Consider the following 18,571-nt stretch of genomic DNA (forward strand, 5'->3'; position numbering starts at 1 on the left):
AAACTCAATTTTCTGCAAACTGTAGCCGAACAAGGTTTGCATAAAAACCTTCGTCCTTTTTCAAAAGATCCTGATGGTTTCCTTCTTCGATAATTTCACCGTCTTTAAGAACATAGATTCTGTCTACTTTTCTAATAGTGGCCAATCTATGCGCAATGATGATGGTAGTTCTTCCTTTCATCAACTCATCCAATGCTTCCTGCACCAATGATTCAGATTCTGCATCTAAAGATGAAGTTGCTTCATCCAAAATTAAGATGGAAGGATCTTTCAAAATCGCTCTTGCGATAGCGACTCTTTGTCTCTGTCCTCCAGAAAGCTTCACACCGCGCTCTCCAACCAAGGTATCTAAGCCTTCAGGGAATTGGCTGATAAACTGCCATGCATTTGCTTTTTTTGCTGCCAAAATAATTTCATCCTCTGAGGCATCTGGCTTAGCATAGGCAATATTTTCTCGGATGGAACCACCAAAAAGCAAGACTTCCTGTGGTACCATGCCCACTTTTCCACGAAGGGCCTGAAGATCCCAATTAGTGATATTCTTGTCATCTACTAGGATCTGGCCACCTTGGATTTCATAAAATCTCAAGAGCAATTGAATAATAGTGGATTTTCCTGCTCCAGAATGTCCGGCCAAAGCCACTTTTTCACCAGGATTGACATGGAAACTCAAACCTTTCAAAACCTCCACTTCTGGTCGAGTTGGATAATGGAATTGAATATTCTTAAAGTCTATTTTTCCTTTGAAATCAAGTGCCACATCTCCACCTGCAAATTCAGGTTCTTCCTCCAAAATCTCCAATACTCGTTCTGAAGAACCGATTGCTTTCTGAACCTGTCCATAAATATCGCCCAAGCCTGCAATAGACCCCCCGATAAAAGTGGTATAAAGAACAAAGGAAACTAGTTCCCCTACACTCATCTCTCCGGATCCGACCAAACTCGCTCCATACCACATCACAGCTACGATCCCTCCAAACAAAGCAAAGATGATAAAGGAAATAAATGCGCCTCTGTATTTTGCTTGCCTCAGTGCTACTCCGACTACATTATTTAAACCCTTGCCGTACCGAGCAGATTCATAAACTTCCCCCACAAAGGATTTGACGGTAGAAATGGATTGAAGCGTTTCTTCTACAATCACATTCGCAGCAGCTAATTCATCTTGAGTCTTTTTGGAGAGTTTTCTGATAAACTTTCCAAATACCATGGCTATAAAAACCAAAAGAGGGAATGTCCCCAGCATGAAAAGCGTCAATTTAGGGGTATTGTAAAGTAGAAATCCCACACCAGCAACCAAGGTGATGATCTGTCTGAAAAATTCCGCCAACGTAACAGAAAAGGTATCCTGAAGCAAACTTACATCCGCAGTAATTCTAGAGATCAATTCGCCGGTTCTTCTTTTATCAAAAAATGTCATTGGCAGCCTTACCATTCTGGAATAAAGCGCTAATCTGATATCTCGCATGGATCTCTCCGAAACCAAAGCAAACAACCAAACTCGAAAGAAAGAAAAGACACTTTGTATGGCTAAAATCGCTACCAAGATCAATGCAATTGAATTGATATCAGAGACGATCCATTCTGTTCCTTGCGCAGCATCAATAAGTTTTCCTGCTACAAAAGGAAAAGTCAAAAGGGTAAGTGAAGAAAATAAAAGGAATACCAATCCTAGGATAAAAGCCCATTTGTAGGGCATCAGAAAGCGGAATATATTTCCGATTTTCTCTAAATTCTGCTTTGACAACTTCCTCTTTTCATGCTCTTCTAAAGCAGTGCCTCTCTGTTTTGCCATTCGTCTTTTCGGGTAATTTAAACCACAAAAGTAAGGCTTTTTGCCTGCATATCATTCCCCTCAGGATAATTCCTTGGATTAGGAAACTTGCTCCACCAAATCAAACCTTCCATTCCTTTCCAAAACCAAATCTGAAAGATTTTCTCCCAATGCTGCTGAATGCTTGAAACCATGTCCGGAACAAGCTGAAACAAACCAATAATTACGGTTTTGTCGGATGACAAAATTGGAATCCTCAGTCACGGTATAAAAACAAACCTCTGATTTGACGAATTCCCTTTTCAAACCTAAAATTCTCCCTTCCACTTTCTCCTCCCAAAATTTCTGCTGCTCCTTTTCGGAGACTGTCCTATCTAATAAATCAGGATGTTCGATCTCTAGGAATGACTCTGTAGCAACTTTTATCGATTTTCCATCAAGTGTAGGAAACCCATAAACAAAGTCTTCTGGCTGAGCTCCGAATCCCCACATAAAAACCGGATGCTTTTCCCAGTTCGGAGAATCCGTCTTAATCCAATGCAGTACTTGCCGGCAGATTCTGAACTCCTTTTTTTGGGAGTCATCTATAAAATCTTTGACCCATCCCCCGGAGCAATTGATGATTTTATTGGCTGTGATTGTTTGATCTGCCAAAAAAACTTGGTGAATCTCTCCTCTTTCTATTCTTTCAACTGGGGAATCTGTCAGGATTTCTGCACCTCTGGCAAGTGCAAGGTCTAACTGTGTCTGTATCGCCAATTCAGGAAAAAGATAGCCAGCCGAAGGTTCAAAATAACCTGAACCCGTACTTTCTAATTTTAAATTTGGAAACCTTTTGCTGCAATCAGCTGAGCTGAGCGATTCATGGGGAATTTTATACTTATCAGCAAAATCTATTGTTCGCTTCATAAACCCTTGCGAACCGTGCTTTTCCCAAGGTGTGACTCCGGAATCAAGCAAAACTCCTCCAACAGGATGAAATATCTTTTGGTCGGTTAGCTCCTCAATCTCCTTCCAAATTTCATGAGAACGCATCACCAAAGGAATGTATGCTTCATTTTCGCCTACAGCCAATCTTGTGATCCTTGTCTCTCCATGAGACGAACCAAATTTATGAGGCGGTCTAAATCTGTCTATTCCCAGGACTTTCAAACCTGATTTTGAAAGCTGAAATAATGTCGCCGAGCCCACTGCCCCAAGTCCAATAATGACTACATCATAGTGCGATTGATTCATGGATGAATATGCTGAAAAACCGCTTCTCAAAAAATATCCTTCAATAAAAAAGGTAGGATCGACTTTTCAGCTTCATCCTACCTTCAATTTCTTTATCCCTACGCTTTGAGGGTAAAATCTACTTTTTGCCCATTTGAGCATCAATCAACTCTCGCTTCAGCTTCCGCTCACGCTCAAGGGTATTTTTCCTGTGAGAATCAAATTCCTCTTGAACCTCTGCTAAATCGTTCTGGGCTTTTTTGATTTTTTTGAAACTTCTGAAAAACTGCATGGAGAAAAATCCAAGAGCTACGGCCAATATTGCAACGATAAGCCACATCATAGAGGAGTAAACAGCCTTATGAATGCCCATTCCTAAAAATGTAAAATTGTCTTTCGCAGCAATGGCTTCTTCTTTTTCAGTTTCTGCCTGAAGAAGGATTTCATTCATACTTCCAATGGAATCCTTTTGGTTAGAAATCAGCGTCTTAAGATCCAAGACCTCTTGTCTCATGGTTCGCATAGAATCCAAAATATTGGATTTCAGCTTATCCAGATTGGTTCTTTTAACAACTTTATACTCTTGGAAATTATTGGATATGCTATAGATGTAGTCAAATTGGCTGTCAATAGTGCCACTATTCAAAGAACCTTGTTCTGCTGTATCTTCCTGAGCAAAAGCCAGGTTTCCATTTCCAATAACTACTAACAACAAACTAAACAGGGTGAATACTTTTAACATTGGGTATTAGTTTTACAATTTGGGGGTTTCGCTTCGGTCTTCAATAAACATGCCTCCGTGCAAAATTAACAGGATTTTTTAAAGGCGGTCCATTCATTTTTTTAAAAAACGAAAGCTTTTTAATTGATTTTCAATGTTTTAAGACTCCTTTTAATATCACTTTTTTTAGTCACTCGTTTTATGATTGTCAAATTCACTTAAATCTTGCTCTTTCTTTTGCGAGTGATTCTCTTAATTAGAGTTCTCTTTTATCTCCAAACTATGCAGAATCAAGAAGAATTGGAAGTCCAAAAAATTGGATAAAAGACTAGAGTTTAAACCAGTTTTTGTAAACTATATCAACTAAAGAACATCTTCGTAAGTTGAGAGAAGAAGGTAACTTAGACACGAATTATTCTCCAATTAGTATAGAACTCAAAAGGATAAAATTTGGGAAAAGTGAACATTTATATGAAGTTAATTTGCCTTTCTTTTTTCTTTCTTATTCTATTTCAGTCTTTCCTGTTTGCTCAAAATTCCAAACAAGGAAATCTTTTTGAGGAAGGTTTGATCCAATTTGAAAAGGAAAATTGGGAAGCCGCGTCTCAATTTTTTTCCGAATGGTTAGCTCTTCATCCCAGAGATGCTCAGGCTTTTTGGCTGAGAGGACAGGCCTTCGAGCAACTTGCAAATTATCAAATGGCAAATAGTGATTTCAGCAATGCGTTGGAACTGAATCCAGAACAAGGAGAAATCTATTTTGCCAGAGGGCGAGTCAGGCATTTATTGGGACAATATGAAGCTGCAATGCAGGATTATGATTCATTTATCCAAAGTGAGCCAACTGAAACCACACAAGTGATTTTTAGAAAAGAACCGGGGGATACTGGGTATTCTAAACCGATGACCGTTCAGAATAGAAATCCTGCCCAAATCTATTACCACATGGGGATGACTAGTATGGAGCTGGAAGAATATGACCAAGCCATCTCGTATTTTAACGAGTCAATAAAGTTCAATTCTGAGGAGCCAAACTTCTATGCAGAAAGAGGGAGAGCTTATTCAAAATTGGGTGAGAATAATCTTGCCTTGGAATCATTTGAAATCGCTCTGGAGATGGATCCTGATAATATTTTGGCCCGGCAAGGAATCGCTTTGGTCAAAACGGGTGGAGACGAGGATCTGATTCAAAACCTCACGGAAGTCATCGAAGATTCGATTGCAAATTCTCAAACTTACAAGCAGCGTGGCTTTTACAGGATGAATAATGAGGATCTAGAAGGTGCCTTGGCAGACTTTTCACAGGCCCTGATTCTTGAAGAGAATGATATTGAAACGCTCTATTATCGAGCAAAAGTTTATGCAAAGCTTAAAGAATGGAAAGCTGCAGAATCCGATTTTTCAAAAGCCATTGAGTTCGATCCGCAAAACCCTGAATTTTTTCTTTCCCGCGGACAAAGCAGATATCAAGCAGAAGCATTCGAAGAAGCATTGGCTGATTTTACCATTTTTGTTTCCTTAGATCCAGAGAACCCTTCCTCCTATTACCATCGGGGCATAGCTTACCAAAGATTGAAAAAACTTGATTTGGCTTGTGCCGATTTAGCTAAAGCTACCGAGTTAGGAATGGATCAGGCCAAAGTGGTTTGGGAGAAAATATGTGGAAATCAGGTGAATTAAAGCTCTCTGACGGTATCCACTTGAGAAGCAATATAGGCCGGTCTATAGGATGCCAATAGCGTAATCCCGATGACAGCAAGGCTTATCCATAAAAAGTCAGTCCAGGCGATTTTCACCGGATAAGCATCTATCACAGCAGAAGAAATCCCCAAGGAAACTAGGCCGTATTCCTGTTGCACCACGCAAACTAAAAAGCCTAAAATCAGTCCGATAATGGCTCCACTCAAGGCAATTAATGCCCCCTGCTTTAAAAAAATCCAACGAATCAATTTGTCAGGAGCACCCATGGCTCTCAAAACAGCAATGTCTTTTTTCTTTTCGATCGCCAGCATACTCAGTGAAAAGAAAATGTTGAATGAGGCAATCGCCAAAATAAAAGTCAGCGTCAAGAACACGAAGAGCTTCTCCAATTTCACTGTTCGCAGCAAACCAGAATGTTGCTCGTCAGTATTTTTCACCAAAAATCTCTCTCCAAGCAATCCCTTTAGTCGCTGCTGAACCTGATTGATAGAAGCTCCATCTTCCACTTTTATTTCCAAAGCTGTTCGGCGATCTCCATAATTCAGAAGTTTTTTTGCAAACTCCAAAGGTGCTATCACATATTCATCATCAAACTGCCTTTCTATACTGAAAAAGGCCGCAGGATCTAAAATACCCGAAGCATATAATTGACTAGGATCAATGGTAGCTGCGCTTCTGGGGGCCTTGGGATAGAAAACTTTCAGTGGAACGTTGATATCATTCAGGTTTATGGAAAGAAAAAAACCTACTCCCCTACCTAAAATAGCTGCCGGTCTCAAGCCTGTTCCCAAGGTTGTGTCTCCCCAGAAATAGCCTTTTGAAAACCTACCCTGATCTAAAAAATTATCCGATACTCCTTTTAATCTCGCAACGATCTGATTTCCATTGTAATCAAAAAGCGCATTATCCTCGATCACTTCGGTCAAAATAGCCACTCCTTCAACAGACCTGATACTATCCAACCAATCCTCAGTGATTTCAAAACTTTTTCCTTCAGCAGCTTCTATTTTCAGTTCCGCGTCAAAACTTGCAAATAAGCCTCTTATCAGATCTTCCAATCCATTGAATACGGACATGACAATCACCAAAGCCATGGTACCCACGGCCACTCCAATCATGGAAATGGTAGAAAGGATCGTAATAAAATTCCGCTTTTTTTTGCTGCGAAAATACCGGGCCGCTATGAAGAAACTTAAGTTCAATCGATTCGGATATTAATCTTCTGTCTCTTCATCATCCTCTTCAGGAGCATCCGGGATATTCAAATCTGAAATGACTTTGTCCATATGCTGAGCATAAGAAGCTGAGTCATCTGGGAAAAATGCGATTTCTGGAATTACTCTAACTGATTTCCCTATTCTTTTTGCCAGCTGATGACGTATTTCCTTTTTGTGCTCGTTGATTAATTTGTAGGTGGCATCTGGATCGGCCAATAAAAAGCTGAGATACACTTTTGCGAAACCCAAATCCGGACTTACCAATACGTGAGTGACCGTAATCATAGCCCGACCCACGAGATGTTTTGATTCTTTTTGAAAGATATCGCCAATCTCTTTTTGGATGAGTTTGGCATATTTTTGTTGTCTTTTACTTTCCATGTGAAGTATTTGTGGTACAAATTTAGCGAAATAGTTGGGCAAGCTTTAATTTCGTGCAAAAGCATCCCATTTCAAACTCAATTTTCCATTCATCTTGCTGAGATTTTTCAAAGTCAATGATCCATTTAGATTGGTAGGACTAGCAATATACTTGCTCATTCTTTCCTGCATCTTTCTAATATGGAATCCCCTTCCACTTACCTCGCCTCAACTCACCTGGATGATTTTAGGAGAAAGATTGGGTGAAGGATTTTTCCTCTATCAGGATATCATTGACGATACTGGGCCTCTTTCAGCAGGTTTTTTCACTTTTGTTGATCTGATATTTGGCAGGAGTCATCTTGCCTATGAACTAATCGGAAGATTATTCATTTTGTTTCAAATCATCTATTGGAATACCATATTAATCAAATATCGGGTCTTTGATGAAAACACATACCTGCCAGCAATCATCATGGCAGCCTTGTTTCATTTTTCCTTTGATATGCTTTCGCTGAATCCCGCTTTGTTGGGAAGTACTTTTCTGATTTTAGCTTTGGGACAACTCTTCTCCCAAACCGTTTTACAAAAGGAAACCAGCGAATCAACTTTGTTGATCGGAATTTATGCAGGCTTAGCAGCGGGCTTTCATCCAAGCTACATCATGTTTTTGCCTTATATGATTTTTACGGGAATCGCCATAAGCGGATTTTCATTTCGTCAATTAATGCTTTCTTTGGTGGGTTATACTTTACCGATTTTATTGATTTCGGTGTTTTATTATTGGAATGATGGGCTGCAGGAAGCAATTGATATCTGGCCCTTGATTTTCCGTTCTTCCAAAGTAGTCTTCCAATCCTACTTGAGCTGGCTGATTATAGGTGCTTTCCCAATAATTTTATCCTTCATTGGATATTTCTTCAGTGCGGTACTGAAAGGGTCCACGATCAATCAACAGAAGCAAAGACAACTTATCATACTTTGGCTGATAGCGGCAGGGCTGCAATTTTTGTTCATCAAGAAACAAGCGGCTTTCCAATTGGTGATCTTCTTACCAGGTTTGACTTATCTGATTACTCAGTTTTTCCTTCATATGAAGCGGGGACTGATCCCAAAACTCGCGTTTTATCTATTGATTTTAGGATTGCCTGGTTTTTCTTGGTGGTTTTGGCAAAGCAATGTGGATAACCCCTCCTATTTCGTCTCCGAACAAGAGGCTAGCTCCTATCCAAGCAAAAACATTTTGATTATGGGGCCAGATATTTCTGAATATCAACAAACCAAGTTGGGTGGGCCATTCCTTAATTATCAACTAAGCCGGTTGTACTTGGATCAGGATCGTGACCTATCTGAAAAAGCGAGACTATATCAAATGTTTCAAAATCAAAAACCTGAAGTCATTTTGGACCAGGAAGGGCTTTTTCAGGCTATTTTGAGGGATTTTCCAGAGCTCAGCAGACATTATTCCAATCCAAAAAATGGGGTTTACTTACTGAAATAAATTTCTATTTGTTTCAGTAGGTAAATGCTATTTGCAATTACTTTTTCTTTGGAAATTCCCAATTCTTCCAAATACAACGCTTTTTAGATTTTTGAACTATTAGAGATTCTAGCTAACTTTTAACTTCCTCAAAACCAACTAGAATGAAAAACCTAAGTTTCCTCCTTCTCCTTTTTTGCTTTCTCTTTTTCTCCTGCTCTGAAAAGGAAACTCAACCTGATTCTCTCCAAAATGATATAGCTGCTATAGAAAATAACTTGCTTCCCCCTTTAGTGGCAAAAGGTGATTCTATCCCAAAAATGAATATCTATGATAGAATGGAACATTATCATGTGCCAGGAGTAAGTATTGCAGTGGTAAAAGAAGGGAAACTACTCTGGGCAAAAGGATATGGGATTGCCAATACTGAAACGGTCGACTCGGTAACGACCGAAACGATTTTTCAAGCCGGTTCCATCAGTAAACCTCTAGCTGCATTGGGAGCACTTAAATTGGTGCAGGAAGGAAAAATGGACTTGAATGAAGATATCAACACCTATCTCCAAGGCTGGAAAATTCCTGAAAACAAGTTCACCGAAACTGAAAAAGTAACACTGGAAAGACTCTTGACTCATTCTGCTGGTATGACGGTTCATGGTTTCCCAGGCTATACCCAAACTGACAGCTTCCCTGATATTATCACAGTTTTGGAAGGTAAAGGAAATACTCCTGCAATCTTTGTGGATACAATTCCGGGAAGTATTTGGAGATATTCTGGTGGCGGTTATACGGTCATGGAAAAAGCTGTGGAGGATGTCTCCGGCCAAGCTTTGGAAGTCTATTTAAAAGAAAATATTCTGGATCCGATTGGAATGAGTCATAGTACTTATGGCCAACCACTTCCAGAAGAATACCAAGCCAATGCTAGTGCTGCTTATGATGGGGAAGGAAATTTGATTGAAGGATTATATCATAATTACCCGGAACAGGCAGCTGCTGGATTGTGGACAACTCCCTCTGATCTCGCAAAGTATTACTTGGAAATCCAGGCAATTCGAGCTGGTAAAACCGACGGCGTTCTTTCTAAAGAGCTGGTAGATAATATGCTAACTGAAAGAAAAAACCGCTGGGGTTTAGGGCCTGCTTTGGGCGAAAGAGACGGAAAAGTAGTCTTTGCACATGGAGGGAAAAATGCCGGTTTCAGTAATGATATGATGGGTTATGCAGATCAAGGAGAAGCTATTATAATAATGACCAGTGCCGATGGTGGCGTTCGCTTAATGGCTGAAATCATGCGAGGCATTTCGGATTATTATGGGATGAATTTGAGAAAGGCAAATGAAGTAGAAGTGGTAACCCTCTCTCCTGAGCAACTGGAGCACCTTGCTGGATCTTATAAATTAAACAGACCTTTGAATGGAATCGAGAGTTACGTGGTTGAAGTAAGCGTAAGAGGTGATAAAATCTTCGTGTACGACCCTAACAATGGAGATGAAAACTTGCTTTCACCAACCTCAGAAACTGATTTTGTGGACTTATCCACAGGAGATCGTGTGAAGTTCCAGCCATCCGAAAATCCTGTTGGAATGCTTTGGGGAGGTAGTTTTCAGTTTTATAAAGTGGAAGAGTGAAAAATTGAAATAATATCGTCACTGCGAGGCTCCTTTTTTAGAGCCGTGGCAGTCTCGTTTTAAAAAACAATGGAACCAATTTTTACGAGATTGCCACGTCGTCGTTCCTCCTCCTCGCAATGACGGACTTAAATCAAATTATTGGAAAACTTGAAATAAATCCCCACTTTAATTAGATGGTTTATCAGCATTCTGTCGGAAACTTTAACTTTTCTTTTCCCGACCTCAAAACCGTCTTGGCCAAAGCTTCTCCAGAAAAATCCGGAGATCAAATGGCTGGTTTGGCAGCAACAAGCGAACAGGAACGCATCGCCGCAAAACTGGTTTTAGCTGATATCCCACTGAAACAATTCCTGAATGAAGAAATCATTTCCTCAGAAATCGATGCGGTTTCCCGATTGATTCAGGAGAGTTTTGATGCGAAAGCTTTTCGGCCCATTTCACACTTGACTGTGGGAGGTTTTCGGGATTGGCTTCTTTCCTATGAAACCGATGGAGAAAAAATCAAGGAAATTTCTCCTGGATTAACTCCAGAAATGGTGGCCGCTGTCAGTAAAATCATGGCAAATCAAGACCTGATTCTTGTCGCTTCCAAAATCCGAGTCATTACCAAATTCAGAAATACTTTAGGCCTCAAAGGTCACTTTTCCACAAGACTTCAACCCAATCATGCCACAGACGATGCCAAAGGAATCATGGCTAGCACCATCGATGGTTTGCTCTATGGCGTAGGGGATGCGGTGATCGGCATCAATCCTGTTTCGGATTCTGCGGAAACTACCCTTCGCTTATTGGAAATGCTGGAGAAACTTCGACTTCAATACGAAATTCCTACTCAATCCTGCATTCTTTCTCATGTGACTACCACTTTGGAACTCATAGCTAGAAAGGCTCCAGTTGACCTGATTTTCCAATCCATCGGGGGCACAGAAGCCACTAATTCCAGCTTTGGCTTTAGCCTGAATACCTTGGAAGAAGCCTACCAAGCAGGCAAAGAACTCAATCGAGGAAGCATTGGAGATAATTTTATGTACTTCGAAACCGGTCAGGGAAGTGCGCATTCGGCCAATGCACATAATGGAGTCGACCAACAAACCTGTGAAGTTCGTGCCTATGCGGTTGCGAGAAAATTCAAGCCGCTTCTGGTCAATACGGTCGTGGGATTTATCGGTCCGGAATATTTATACGATGGCAAACAGGTAATCCGAGCCGGTTTGGAAGATCATTTCTGTGGCAAACTGATGGGCTTACCCATGGGTTGCGATATCTGCTATACCAATCATATCGAAGCGGATCAGGATGACATGGATAATCTGCTGACCCTACTGGGCGTGGCGGGTTGCAATTTTATCATGGGCATTCCCGGAGCCGACGATGTGATGCTTAATTACCAAAGCACTTCTTTCCACGATCAACTCTATATCCGGCAGGTGTTAGGTCTGAAAAGAGCCCCTGAGTTTGACGAATGGCTGATCAAAATGAACCTAATGGAAAGCTCTGGGAAAATGCTGGATATATCCTCAGGAAGTAAACTTTTGAACCTATGACAAAGCCGGCCAACTCCTGGGAAAAACTGCGGAACTTCACCGATGCGCGGGTAGCTTTAGGAAGGGCAGGTGGAAGTCTGAAAACGGCCGAGCTGCTTTCCTTTCGAAAAGATCATGCCTTGGCAAAAGATGCTGTTTGGACGGAATTGGATATATATTTCCTTCAGGAAGAACTTAAAAAGTTGAAGCTGGAAACGCTAGTCTTGGAGACCCAGGCAAAAGACCGGGAAACCTTTATCAAGCGTCCCGACTTGGGAAGAAAGCTGAATGCTTCATCTACCGAAAGTCTTCAAACACTTTCGCAGTCCAAAGAAATCTCCATCATTCTTGCCGATGGGCTTTCCGCCCAAGCGATTGCCCTCCACGCAATTCCATTTTTGCAAGAATTCTTACCCTTAATCCAAGGACATTCCCTGGCTCCCATTTCTCTTGTAAAACAAGGGAGAGTGGCCATCAGTGATGAAATCGGTGAGCTATTTTCCAGTAAACTATCTATAATCCTGATCGGGGAAAGACCCGGTTTGAGTTCCCCATATAGCATGGGGGTTTATTTGACATACAACCCAAAAGCAGGAAATACAGACGAAAAACGAAACTGCATTTCCAATATCCGAACCGGCGGTTTGCCCTATGCCTATGCAGCGGAAAAACTCGCTTTTTTATGCTCAGAAGCCCTGAGACTGAAATTATCCGGTGTCCACTTGAAGGATACTTTTGACCACCATCTATTGAAGAATGAATCAGGAAAAAACTGAATTAAAACGCACGCTAGGGCCGTTTATGCTTTGGGGGCTGGGCGTGGGTTATGTGATTTCGGGGATGTATTTCGGCTGGAACCTGGGACTTGCCGAAGGCGGGACTTTAGGTTTGGCTGTGGCAACCTTCTTTATCATCATCATGTATGTCACCTTTACTTTTAGCTATACAGAGATGGCTTGTGCCATTCCCAAAGCCGGAGGTGCATTCGATTATGCCCGATTGGGTTTGGGTAAAAACTGGGGATTTCTGGCCGGAATGGCCCAAAGTATCGAGTTTATCTTCGCGCCTCCCGCGATTGCTGCAGCGATAGGCGCCTATTTCAATGTCTTTTTCCCAGAAATCGGAGTTACCACGATTGCGATTACGGCCTATCTGATTTTTACTGCGATCAATATCTCTGGAGTGAAGTTTGCCGCTTACTTCGAACTCATCATTACCATCATCGCAGTAGCCGAACTCCTACTTTTCTCTGGAGTGAGTTTTACCGAGTTCAATTTCGATAATCTAAGCCAAAATGCACTTCCCAATGGCTGGGGAGGAGCTTTTGCCGCGATTCCATTTGCAATCTGGTTTTTCCTGGCGATAGAAGGAGTGGCCAATGTAGCGGAAGAAGCCAAAAACCCACAGCGCAATATCCTGATCGGTTTCGGTTCGGCCTTGCTGACTTTGGTGATTTTATGCTTGCTGACCTTTACCTCCTCGATCGGGGTGGATGGCTGGGAAACAATCGTTTATCCCCCGGGAAGTACAGAGCCATCCGACTCACCCCTGCCTCTGGCTCTTGCCAAAATTGTAGGAGAAAGCAATATTCTCTACCATTTACTGATTACCGTGGGACTTTTCGGTTTGGTGGCCTCTTTTCATGGGATTATTCTGGCGGCAGGAAGATCTACGCTGGAACTGGGACGTGAACGATATGTAACGCCATTTGTGGGGAAAGTCCATCCCAAAACCAAAACTCCGGTGAATGCCCTGATCGTGAATATGGGAATCGGAATTCTGGCCTTGCTAACAGGCAAAACCGGTGAAATCATTACCATCGCCTGCTTCGGAGCCTTGACTTTATATATCGTTTCGATGATTGCCTTTTTCGCCTTGCGTAAAAATCATGCGGACTTAGAGCGTCCTTTTCGGGTTCCGCTATTCCCCTATTTCCCAGCCATTGCATTGGTCATTGCAGTAAATGCAATGGTGGCCATGAGTATTTATAATGTAGAATTAATGCTGATTTTCTGGGGATTGGTAGGTTTTGGGTATGTGAGTTTTCGGTGGTATCAGAGGTAAAACAGATAAATGCCTTTAAATTAAAAAGTTATTATAAGTTGAATTTCATTAGTGTTAAGAAAAATAAGTTTCCATGAGCGAAGAAAATAATTTAAACAAAATCAGAGGGCAAGTTATTGACAAAACAAATCAGATTGAAACAATATTGTCAACTTCACTTTTTAATCATTTTGAACCTAAAAAAAATCAATTTCAGTTTAAATTTATCCTGTTAGACACCCAATTGATCAATCTAGGTTCGAAAATAAAAATACTCCACAGTCTAGGATTAATTAATAATTCAGATAAGAACCTTCTTCATGAAATAATTAATCTCAGGAATATATTTGCCCATGCACCAACCTATGATTCTGCCCATTGGCAATCTGAATCAGAAGAAAGTGAGTATCTTATTAAAATAGGTAATTCAAAAACACTTCCTGTTATGAAAAAGGGTGAAATAATTTTTCATGACCCAGAGGAACTCCTTTCAGAATTCAACGAAAAAGTGGATAAAATTAATCCTACACTGGAAAAGCTTAACTCAAAATCTTAATCTAATAGTCTCCCGCCCAAGGTGCATTTTTTAAATACCCTTTTCTATCAATTTGAATAAGCATTTTAATCTTTTTCACCTAATTGAAAATCCAAAACTCTTAAGTTATCTACATAGATGAAAAGAATTAATCCATGGACTATCGGCATGCTAGGTATTGGAATGTTCGTGTATTTAGCTTGGAACAATTTTGAAATTCCTATTGGTTTTTGGACATCAACCGCCAAAACAAAAGCTATTGTTACAGAAACAGCGCTTGGTTATGGACCAAAGGGCATGGGCTTTACCCAGATTATTACCATTCAATATCAAGTTGGAGACTCCGTTTACATTAGGAAGAAAAAACTTTCCCAAAGGATCAGTAAAAAGGAGATTGGGTCTGAAATTCTTATAGAATATGCTATCGGTGATCCAAGCAAATACAAAATCATCGGATTTATTAAGCCTTAAAAACTGCTTCCCCCTTTAGGTGCAGTTTGAAACTACACCTTTTTATTTTTCTGGATTTGCAATTCAGTTTCTTGGTGTAAATTTCACAAGATGAAAACCATATGAAACTTCCAATACCGATTTTAATCTTATTGATCTTTATGGCCTTTGCTTGTAAAATGTCTGATCATCAAGAATTGACTATTGAGAACATAAAAGGGAACTGGTATTTCATAGATTCTATTTGTGATCCTGATCCAGACGCTGAAAACAAAAACTATGTGGAGTTAACTTTTACAGATTCACTTATGATCTATTATTCATATTATCCTGGATTGGGACCCATGTATTGGACTTATGAACTTACCCAAGATTCAATTAAAATTAATGGAGAAAATACAGTTATGATCGATGTGATAAATGAAAATAAAATCTCTTTAGGCGTTTATTGTAATCCTTTGTATTCATTTGAACTTCAAAGAATGACCAATCAGGAAAATACACTTAAAGAGTTTAAAAAAGATGGTGAACTTGATGAATATTTATTAGCGAATCGTGAACGTCAGTATAAAGTTTTAAAGCCCTACTTTTAAAAAAAATCCAAGTTCCCCCTCTCAGGTATAGCTTTCAAAAACCCTTCCTATTTTCCTGAATTACCATCCTTGAATACTAAACCTTCACTCTTTTTACCTGGATCTTTAGACTCAGAAATCTAATGGCCTTCATTTTTTGGATAATGCTCCAAACTTATAGGTAGTGCAATCGTAAGTACCTAAGAGTATAATTCATAAATTTTTCTTTTTCCCAATTTGACTTACAATAAACCCACTCTTTATGCGCAATCTTCTTTTAGTTTTAATTGCTTTCCTCTTTTCATTTAGCCTGCAGGCTCAAGACCTAACTTTTGGACTCCGAGGAGGGCCAAGCTTCACGACTTTCGGAGGGGAAGAAGGTGGAGATGGATCTGAGTTCAAGGTTGGATTCCATCTAGGAGGATATCTCAACCTTCCATTATCAGAGACTTTGCAGTTCGAGCCAGGTATTCAATTTGCAACCAAAGGTTCTAAAGGTACGGATGCAGGAACTACTACCAGCATCCGAAACGGCTATCTGGATATCCCTTTGCTTTTGAAATATCAAGGTGCCGGAAATTTCTTTATCCTGGCTGGAGCACAACCCTCCTTTCTGATGTCCTCAGCACTTATTGTTGGAAATGGTGACAATAAAGTAACCGTTGACGGAAATGATACCCGAGAACTATGGAAAGGGACTGACTTTGCCGCTGTAGTTGGTTTTGGCTTCAACCTAGGGAGTCAAATGAATATTCAGACTACTTACGAACATGGTCTTGCCAACGTCAGTGAATTTTCTGATTCCGTTTACAATCGGATCTTCAAACTCAGCATAGGAAAGAGCTTTTAGCCTCTTTAGGTGTAGTTTTCAGAAAACCTTTCTATCCTTTTGATTCCCCTACCCCCCTAGGTGTAGTTTGAAACTACACCATACTATCTTCTTATGTTTTAATTCTTACGAATTAATTATTTTCGAAAACGAGAGCTTTTCATGTTAGAGCTTGAATTGAATTTTTAGAAATGGACAATTTCATCGGATCTATAATTTTTGAATATTGGGGAGCTTTCTTGGTTTACTTATATCAAAAAATTCTTTATCCATTAGTTGGAAAGAAATCTCTCCCCTTTAAAGAAATTTATAACGGAAATAAGAAAAGTCATCCCTCGGAAATTATTCTTAATGGAACGTTCCACATAATTGTGGGAATCGTTAGTATTATTTTAATCCTTTTGCTTGCAATCAGGATTAATAAATATTCTTAAAACCACTGAATACCAATACCATAGAAGATATTCTAAGTCCTCAAATTTTGCATAGACAGAATAAATAGGCTATCTTATTTAGACAGGAAACTTGGAAAGAATGGTATCCAATCAGGATACGATTTAGCCAAGTCAATTTTTAAACACGCTTATTATGTCAAAGAAACAGTTTGGAAACATTGGAAAAATCGGTAGCAAAAATCTGAATATAAAACCTATTGATATTCGGGTCACTCCGTCAAATCGAATCTCGAATGCACAATTGAAAAAGCTCGATCCAAAGGGAATTGCAAGCATTCCAGCACTTACGGTAAATAGAAATGACCTTTTAAACTTGAAGCCCAACGAGTCCTGGGAAATCACAGCACAAAAATTGAAGGATAAGGATATGTATGTCGCTGAATATTTCGGGTGGTATAGGTCCGACCAAACAACCATTGATGTACATCCGGAAAATAAGTACTATCCAAGATTAAATAATGGCATGGCAGGATTTCTTCCTGAAATGAGATACTTGGTTTTACGATTCAGACCTGAAATGGGTAAGCGGTATCGCGTCACCATTCAGTTAAAATCAGGTTCCTATAGAAATAAAAAAGTAATGACCAATATCGCGGGTAGGTATAATGACACATGGTATATCAATTATCAATTTAACGAGGTGATGTTTGATTTTTTGGCCTCAACAAATGAGATAAAAATAAGTCCAATTATCGCTGGTTATGAGAATTATTATGTCAAGTATCAGCCCTTGGAGATTGAGAAGATTAATGTGGATAAGGTAGGGGACTGATTCAGATCTAAATGGCTAAAAGTTTGCCTTTCCTGCTAGGTGTAGTTCTCGTGAAAATTCTCGAAGACTACACCTTTTTATTTTTTCTGATTTTATAGTTGGATACTAAACGTTCATTCTTTTTATATGAAATTTCATTCTTTGATACTGAACGTTCACTCTTTTTATATGAAAATTCATTCTCAGAACTCGAATGTTCATTCTTTAACACTGAAACTTCATACTCAGCGTATGAAATTTTACTCTTTGATACTGAACGTCCACTCTTTTTATATGAAATTTTATACCTGGATACTGAACGTTCATTCTTTTTATATAAAAGTTCATACTTAGAGCTGGAATTTTCAGGCTAGACTGATTTTCAAGAGGATTTGTGTGTAATCTGTTGATACAATTGTTGTAACTTATACCAATATCAGTTGGGGTTAACGGCTAAAAATGATAAAATTCTTTAGAAAAATCAGGCTCAGTTTGCTTTCAGAGGGAAATACCGGAAAGCCTGCCTGGCCGGTAGGCAGGTACCTCAAATATGCGATTGGTGAAATTGTTTTGGTAATGGTCGGTATTCTTCTGGCTTTACAAGTCAGTGAATGGAATAACGAAAAAAACAGAAGAAAGGCGGAAGCGATAATTATTGAACAACTTATAGCAGACCTAAATAAATCAGAAGAAGAAATTAAAAAAATTATTGAGGATATCACGGATAGAGCCAAGTCCAGCGCTATTATTTGTCATGCTTTTTGGAAAAAAGATACCCCAAATGACAGCATTCTGACCCATTTTAACAACCCATTAGGAAATACTATTTATAGTCCCACACTTGGAAGTGCAAGGTCCCTGATTAACTCTGGAAATATCTCTTTAATACAATCTGAAACGCTTAAAAACGCAATTACTTCCTACGTAGAGGAGGTTGATTACAAGCTTAGAGACATCAGCCGCTATGAAGAAACCTATTATAGAAACGGAATTATTTTAGTACATGAAATTGTGCCTGGCGTAGATATACATTCTAAAAGTAGGATTCTTGATCAAATTGAAAAAACCAACTCCCCAGACTTTCAAACTACCCGAAATGATGACTTCAGAACCAGACCAAATGTGATCGAAAAAGCTCCTTTTGAAATGGACATAAAAGAAGTCTTTCAAGAAAAGAAAATTTATAGAGCCTATACTTTACTCCTTATTGCCCATAGAAATAGTGCAACAAAATACACTGAAATAAAGAATATCACGAGAGACCTATTGGACCAACTGAATGAAATAAAATCGAATTGAATCCCCAACAGA

17 protein-coding genes are annotated in these 18,571 nt (G+C 39.6%); 12 read left to right on the top strand and 5 right to left on the bottom strand.

Annotated features, from left to right (window positions below; all coding sequences use genetic code 11):
* Positions 1-4 precede the first annotated feature (4 nt).
* The 3 genes from J0A69_RS02280 to J0A69_RS02290 all read right to left on the bottom strand — a co-directional run bounded on the left by J0A69_RS02280 (position 5) and on the right by J0A69_RS02290 (position 3,731).
* Positions 5-1,795, bottom strand: a complete 1,791-nt coding sequence (locus J0A69_RS02280) for an ABC transporter ATP-binding protein (protein WP_206584889.1) — start codon at positions 1,793-1,795, stop codon at positions 5-7.
* 78 nt (positions 1,796-1,873) lie between these two features.
* Positions 1,874-3,010: an N-methyl-L-tryptophan oxidase gene (gene solA, locus J0A69_RS02285; protein ID WP_206584890.1), complete on the bottom strand. Its 1,137-nt coding sequence runs from the start codon at positions 3,008-3,010 to the stop codon at positions 1,874-1,876.
* Positions 3,011-3,128: 118 nt separating this feature from the next.
* Positions 3,129-3,731, bottom strand: coding sequence for a hypothetical protein (locus tag J0A69_RS02290; protein WP_206584891.1), 603 nt, complete (start codon positions 3,729-3,731; stop codon positions 3,129-3,131).
* A 450-nt stretch (positions 3,732-4,181) separates the two neighbouring features.
* Here J0A69_RS02290 and J0A69_RS02295 point away from each other — a divergent pair, with 450 nt between their 5' ends.
* Entirely contained in the window at positions 4,182-5,390 is a 1,209-nt protein-coding gene (locus J0A69_RS02295; RefSeq protein ID WP_206584892.1) for a tetratricopeptide repeat protein, read from the top strand.
* Here the strand turns inward: J0A69_RS02295 and J0A69_RS02300 are convergent.
* Positions 5,387-6,613, bottom strand: coding sequence for an FtsX-like permease family protein (locus J0A69_RS02300; protein ID WP_206584893.1), 1,227 nt, complete (start codon positions 6,611-6,613; stop codon positions 5,387-5,389). The genes J0A69_RS02295 and J0A69_RS02300 overlap by 4 nt on opposite strands.
* A 12-nt stretch (positions 6,614-6,625) precedes the next feature.
* Positions 6,626-7,009 carry a 30S ribosome-binding factor RbfA gene (rbfA, locus tag J0A69_RS02305; RefSeq protein ID WP_206584894.1) on the bottom strand — a complete coding sequence of 128 codons (384 nt, stop codon included), beginning with the start codon at positions 7,007-7,009 and terminating at the stop codon, positions 6,626-6,628.
* A gap of 220 nt (positions 7,010-7,229) precedes the next feature.
* Between rbfA and J0A69_RS02310 the strand changes: the two genes are divergently transcribed.
* From J0A69_RS02310 to J0A69_RS02360, 11 genes are all read left to right on the top strand, one after another.
* On the top strand, positions 7,230-8,489 hold the full coding sequence (locus J0A69_RS02310; RefSeq protein ID WP_206584895.1) for a hypothetical protein: 1,260 nt from the start codon (positions 7,230-7,232) through the stop codon (positions 8,487-8,489).
* A gap of 143 nt (positions 8,490-8,632) precedes the next feature.
* Complete coding sequence (locus tag J0A69_RS02315; protein ID WP_206584896.1) at positions 8,633-10,099, top strand: serine hydrolase domain-containing protein; 1,467 nt, start codon at positions 8,633-8,635, stop codon at positions 10,097-10,099.
* Between the two features lie 176 nt (positions 10,100-10,275).
* Positions 10,276-11,646: an ethanolamine ammonia-lyase subunit EutB gene (locus J0A69_RS02320; protein ID WP_206584897.1), complete on the top strand. Its 1,371-nt coding sequence runs from the start codon at positions 10,276-10,278 to the stop codon at positions 11,644-11,646.
* On the top strand, positions 11,643-12,401 hold the full coding sequence (gene eutC, locus J0A69_RS02325) for an ethanolamine ammonia-lyase subunit EutC (protein WP_206584898.1): 759 nt from the start codon (positions 11,643-11,645) through the stop codon (positions 12,399-12,401). Before J0A69_RS02320 ends, eutC begins: the two co-directional genes overlap by 4 nt.
* On the top strand, positions 12,382-13,689 hold the full coding sequence (gene eat, locus J0A69_RS02330) for an ethanolamine permease (RefSeq protein WP_206584899.1): 1,308 nt from the start codon (positions 12,382-12,384) through the stop codon (positions 13,687-13,689). The genes eutC and eat overlap by 20 nt, the downstream gene beginning before the upstream one ends.
* Before the next feature lie 73 nt (positions 13,690-13,762).
* A complete protein-coding gene (locus J0A69_RS02335) occupies positions 13,763-14,224 on the top strand; it encodes a hypothetical protein (RefSeq protein ID WP_206584900.1) in 462 nt (153 codons plus the stop codon).
* A 117-nt stretch (positions 14,225-14,341) separates the two neighbouring features.
* Positions 14,342-14,674, top strand: coding sequence for a hypothetical protein (locus J0A69_RS02340; protein WP_206584901.1), 333 nt, complete (start codon positions 14,342-14,344; stop codon positions 14,672-14,674).
* A 101-nt stretch (positions 14,675-14,775) separates the two neighbouring features.
* Positions 14,776-15,246, top strand: coding sequence for a hypothetical protein (locus J0A69_RS02345; protein WP_206584902.1), 471 nt, complete (start codon positions 14,776-14,778; stop codon positions 15,244-15,246).
* A gap of 241 nt (positions 15,247-15,487) precedes the next feature.
* Entirely contained in the window at positions 15,488-16,075 is a 588-nt protein-coding gene (locus J0A69_RS02350) for a porin family protein (protein WP_206584903.1), read from the top strand.
* 567 nt (positions 16,076-16,642) lie between these two features.
* Complete coding sequence (locus J0A69_RS02355; RefSeq protein WP_206584904.1) at positions 16,643-17,281, top strand: hypothetical protein; 639 nt, start codon at positions 16,643-16,645, stop codon at positions 17,279-17,281.
* Between the two features lie 438 nt (positions 17,282-17,719).
* Complete coding sequence (locus tag J0A69_RS02360) at positions 17,720-18,559, top strand: DUF6090 family protein (protein WP_206584905.1); 840 nt, start codon at positions 17,720-17,722, stop codon at positions 18,557-18,559.
* Positions 18,560-18,571 lie beyond the last annotated feature (12 nt).

It is taken from the genome of Algoriphagus pacificus (genome assembly GCF_017254845.1).
Lineage (GTDB): Bacteria > Bacteroidota > Bacteroidia > Cytophagales > Cyclobacteriaceae > Algoriphagus > Algoriphagus pacificus.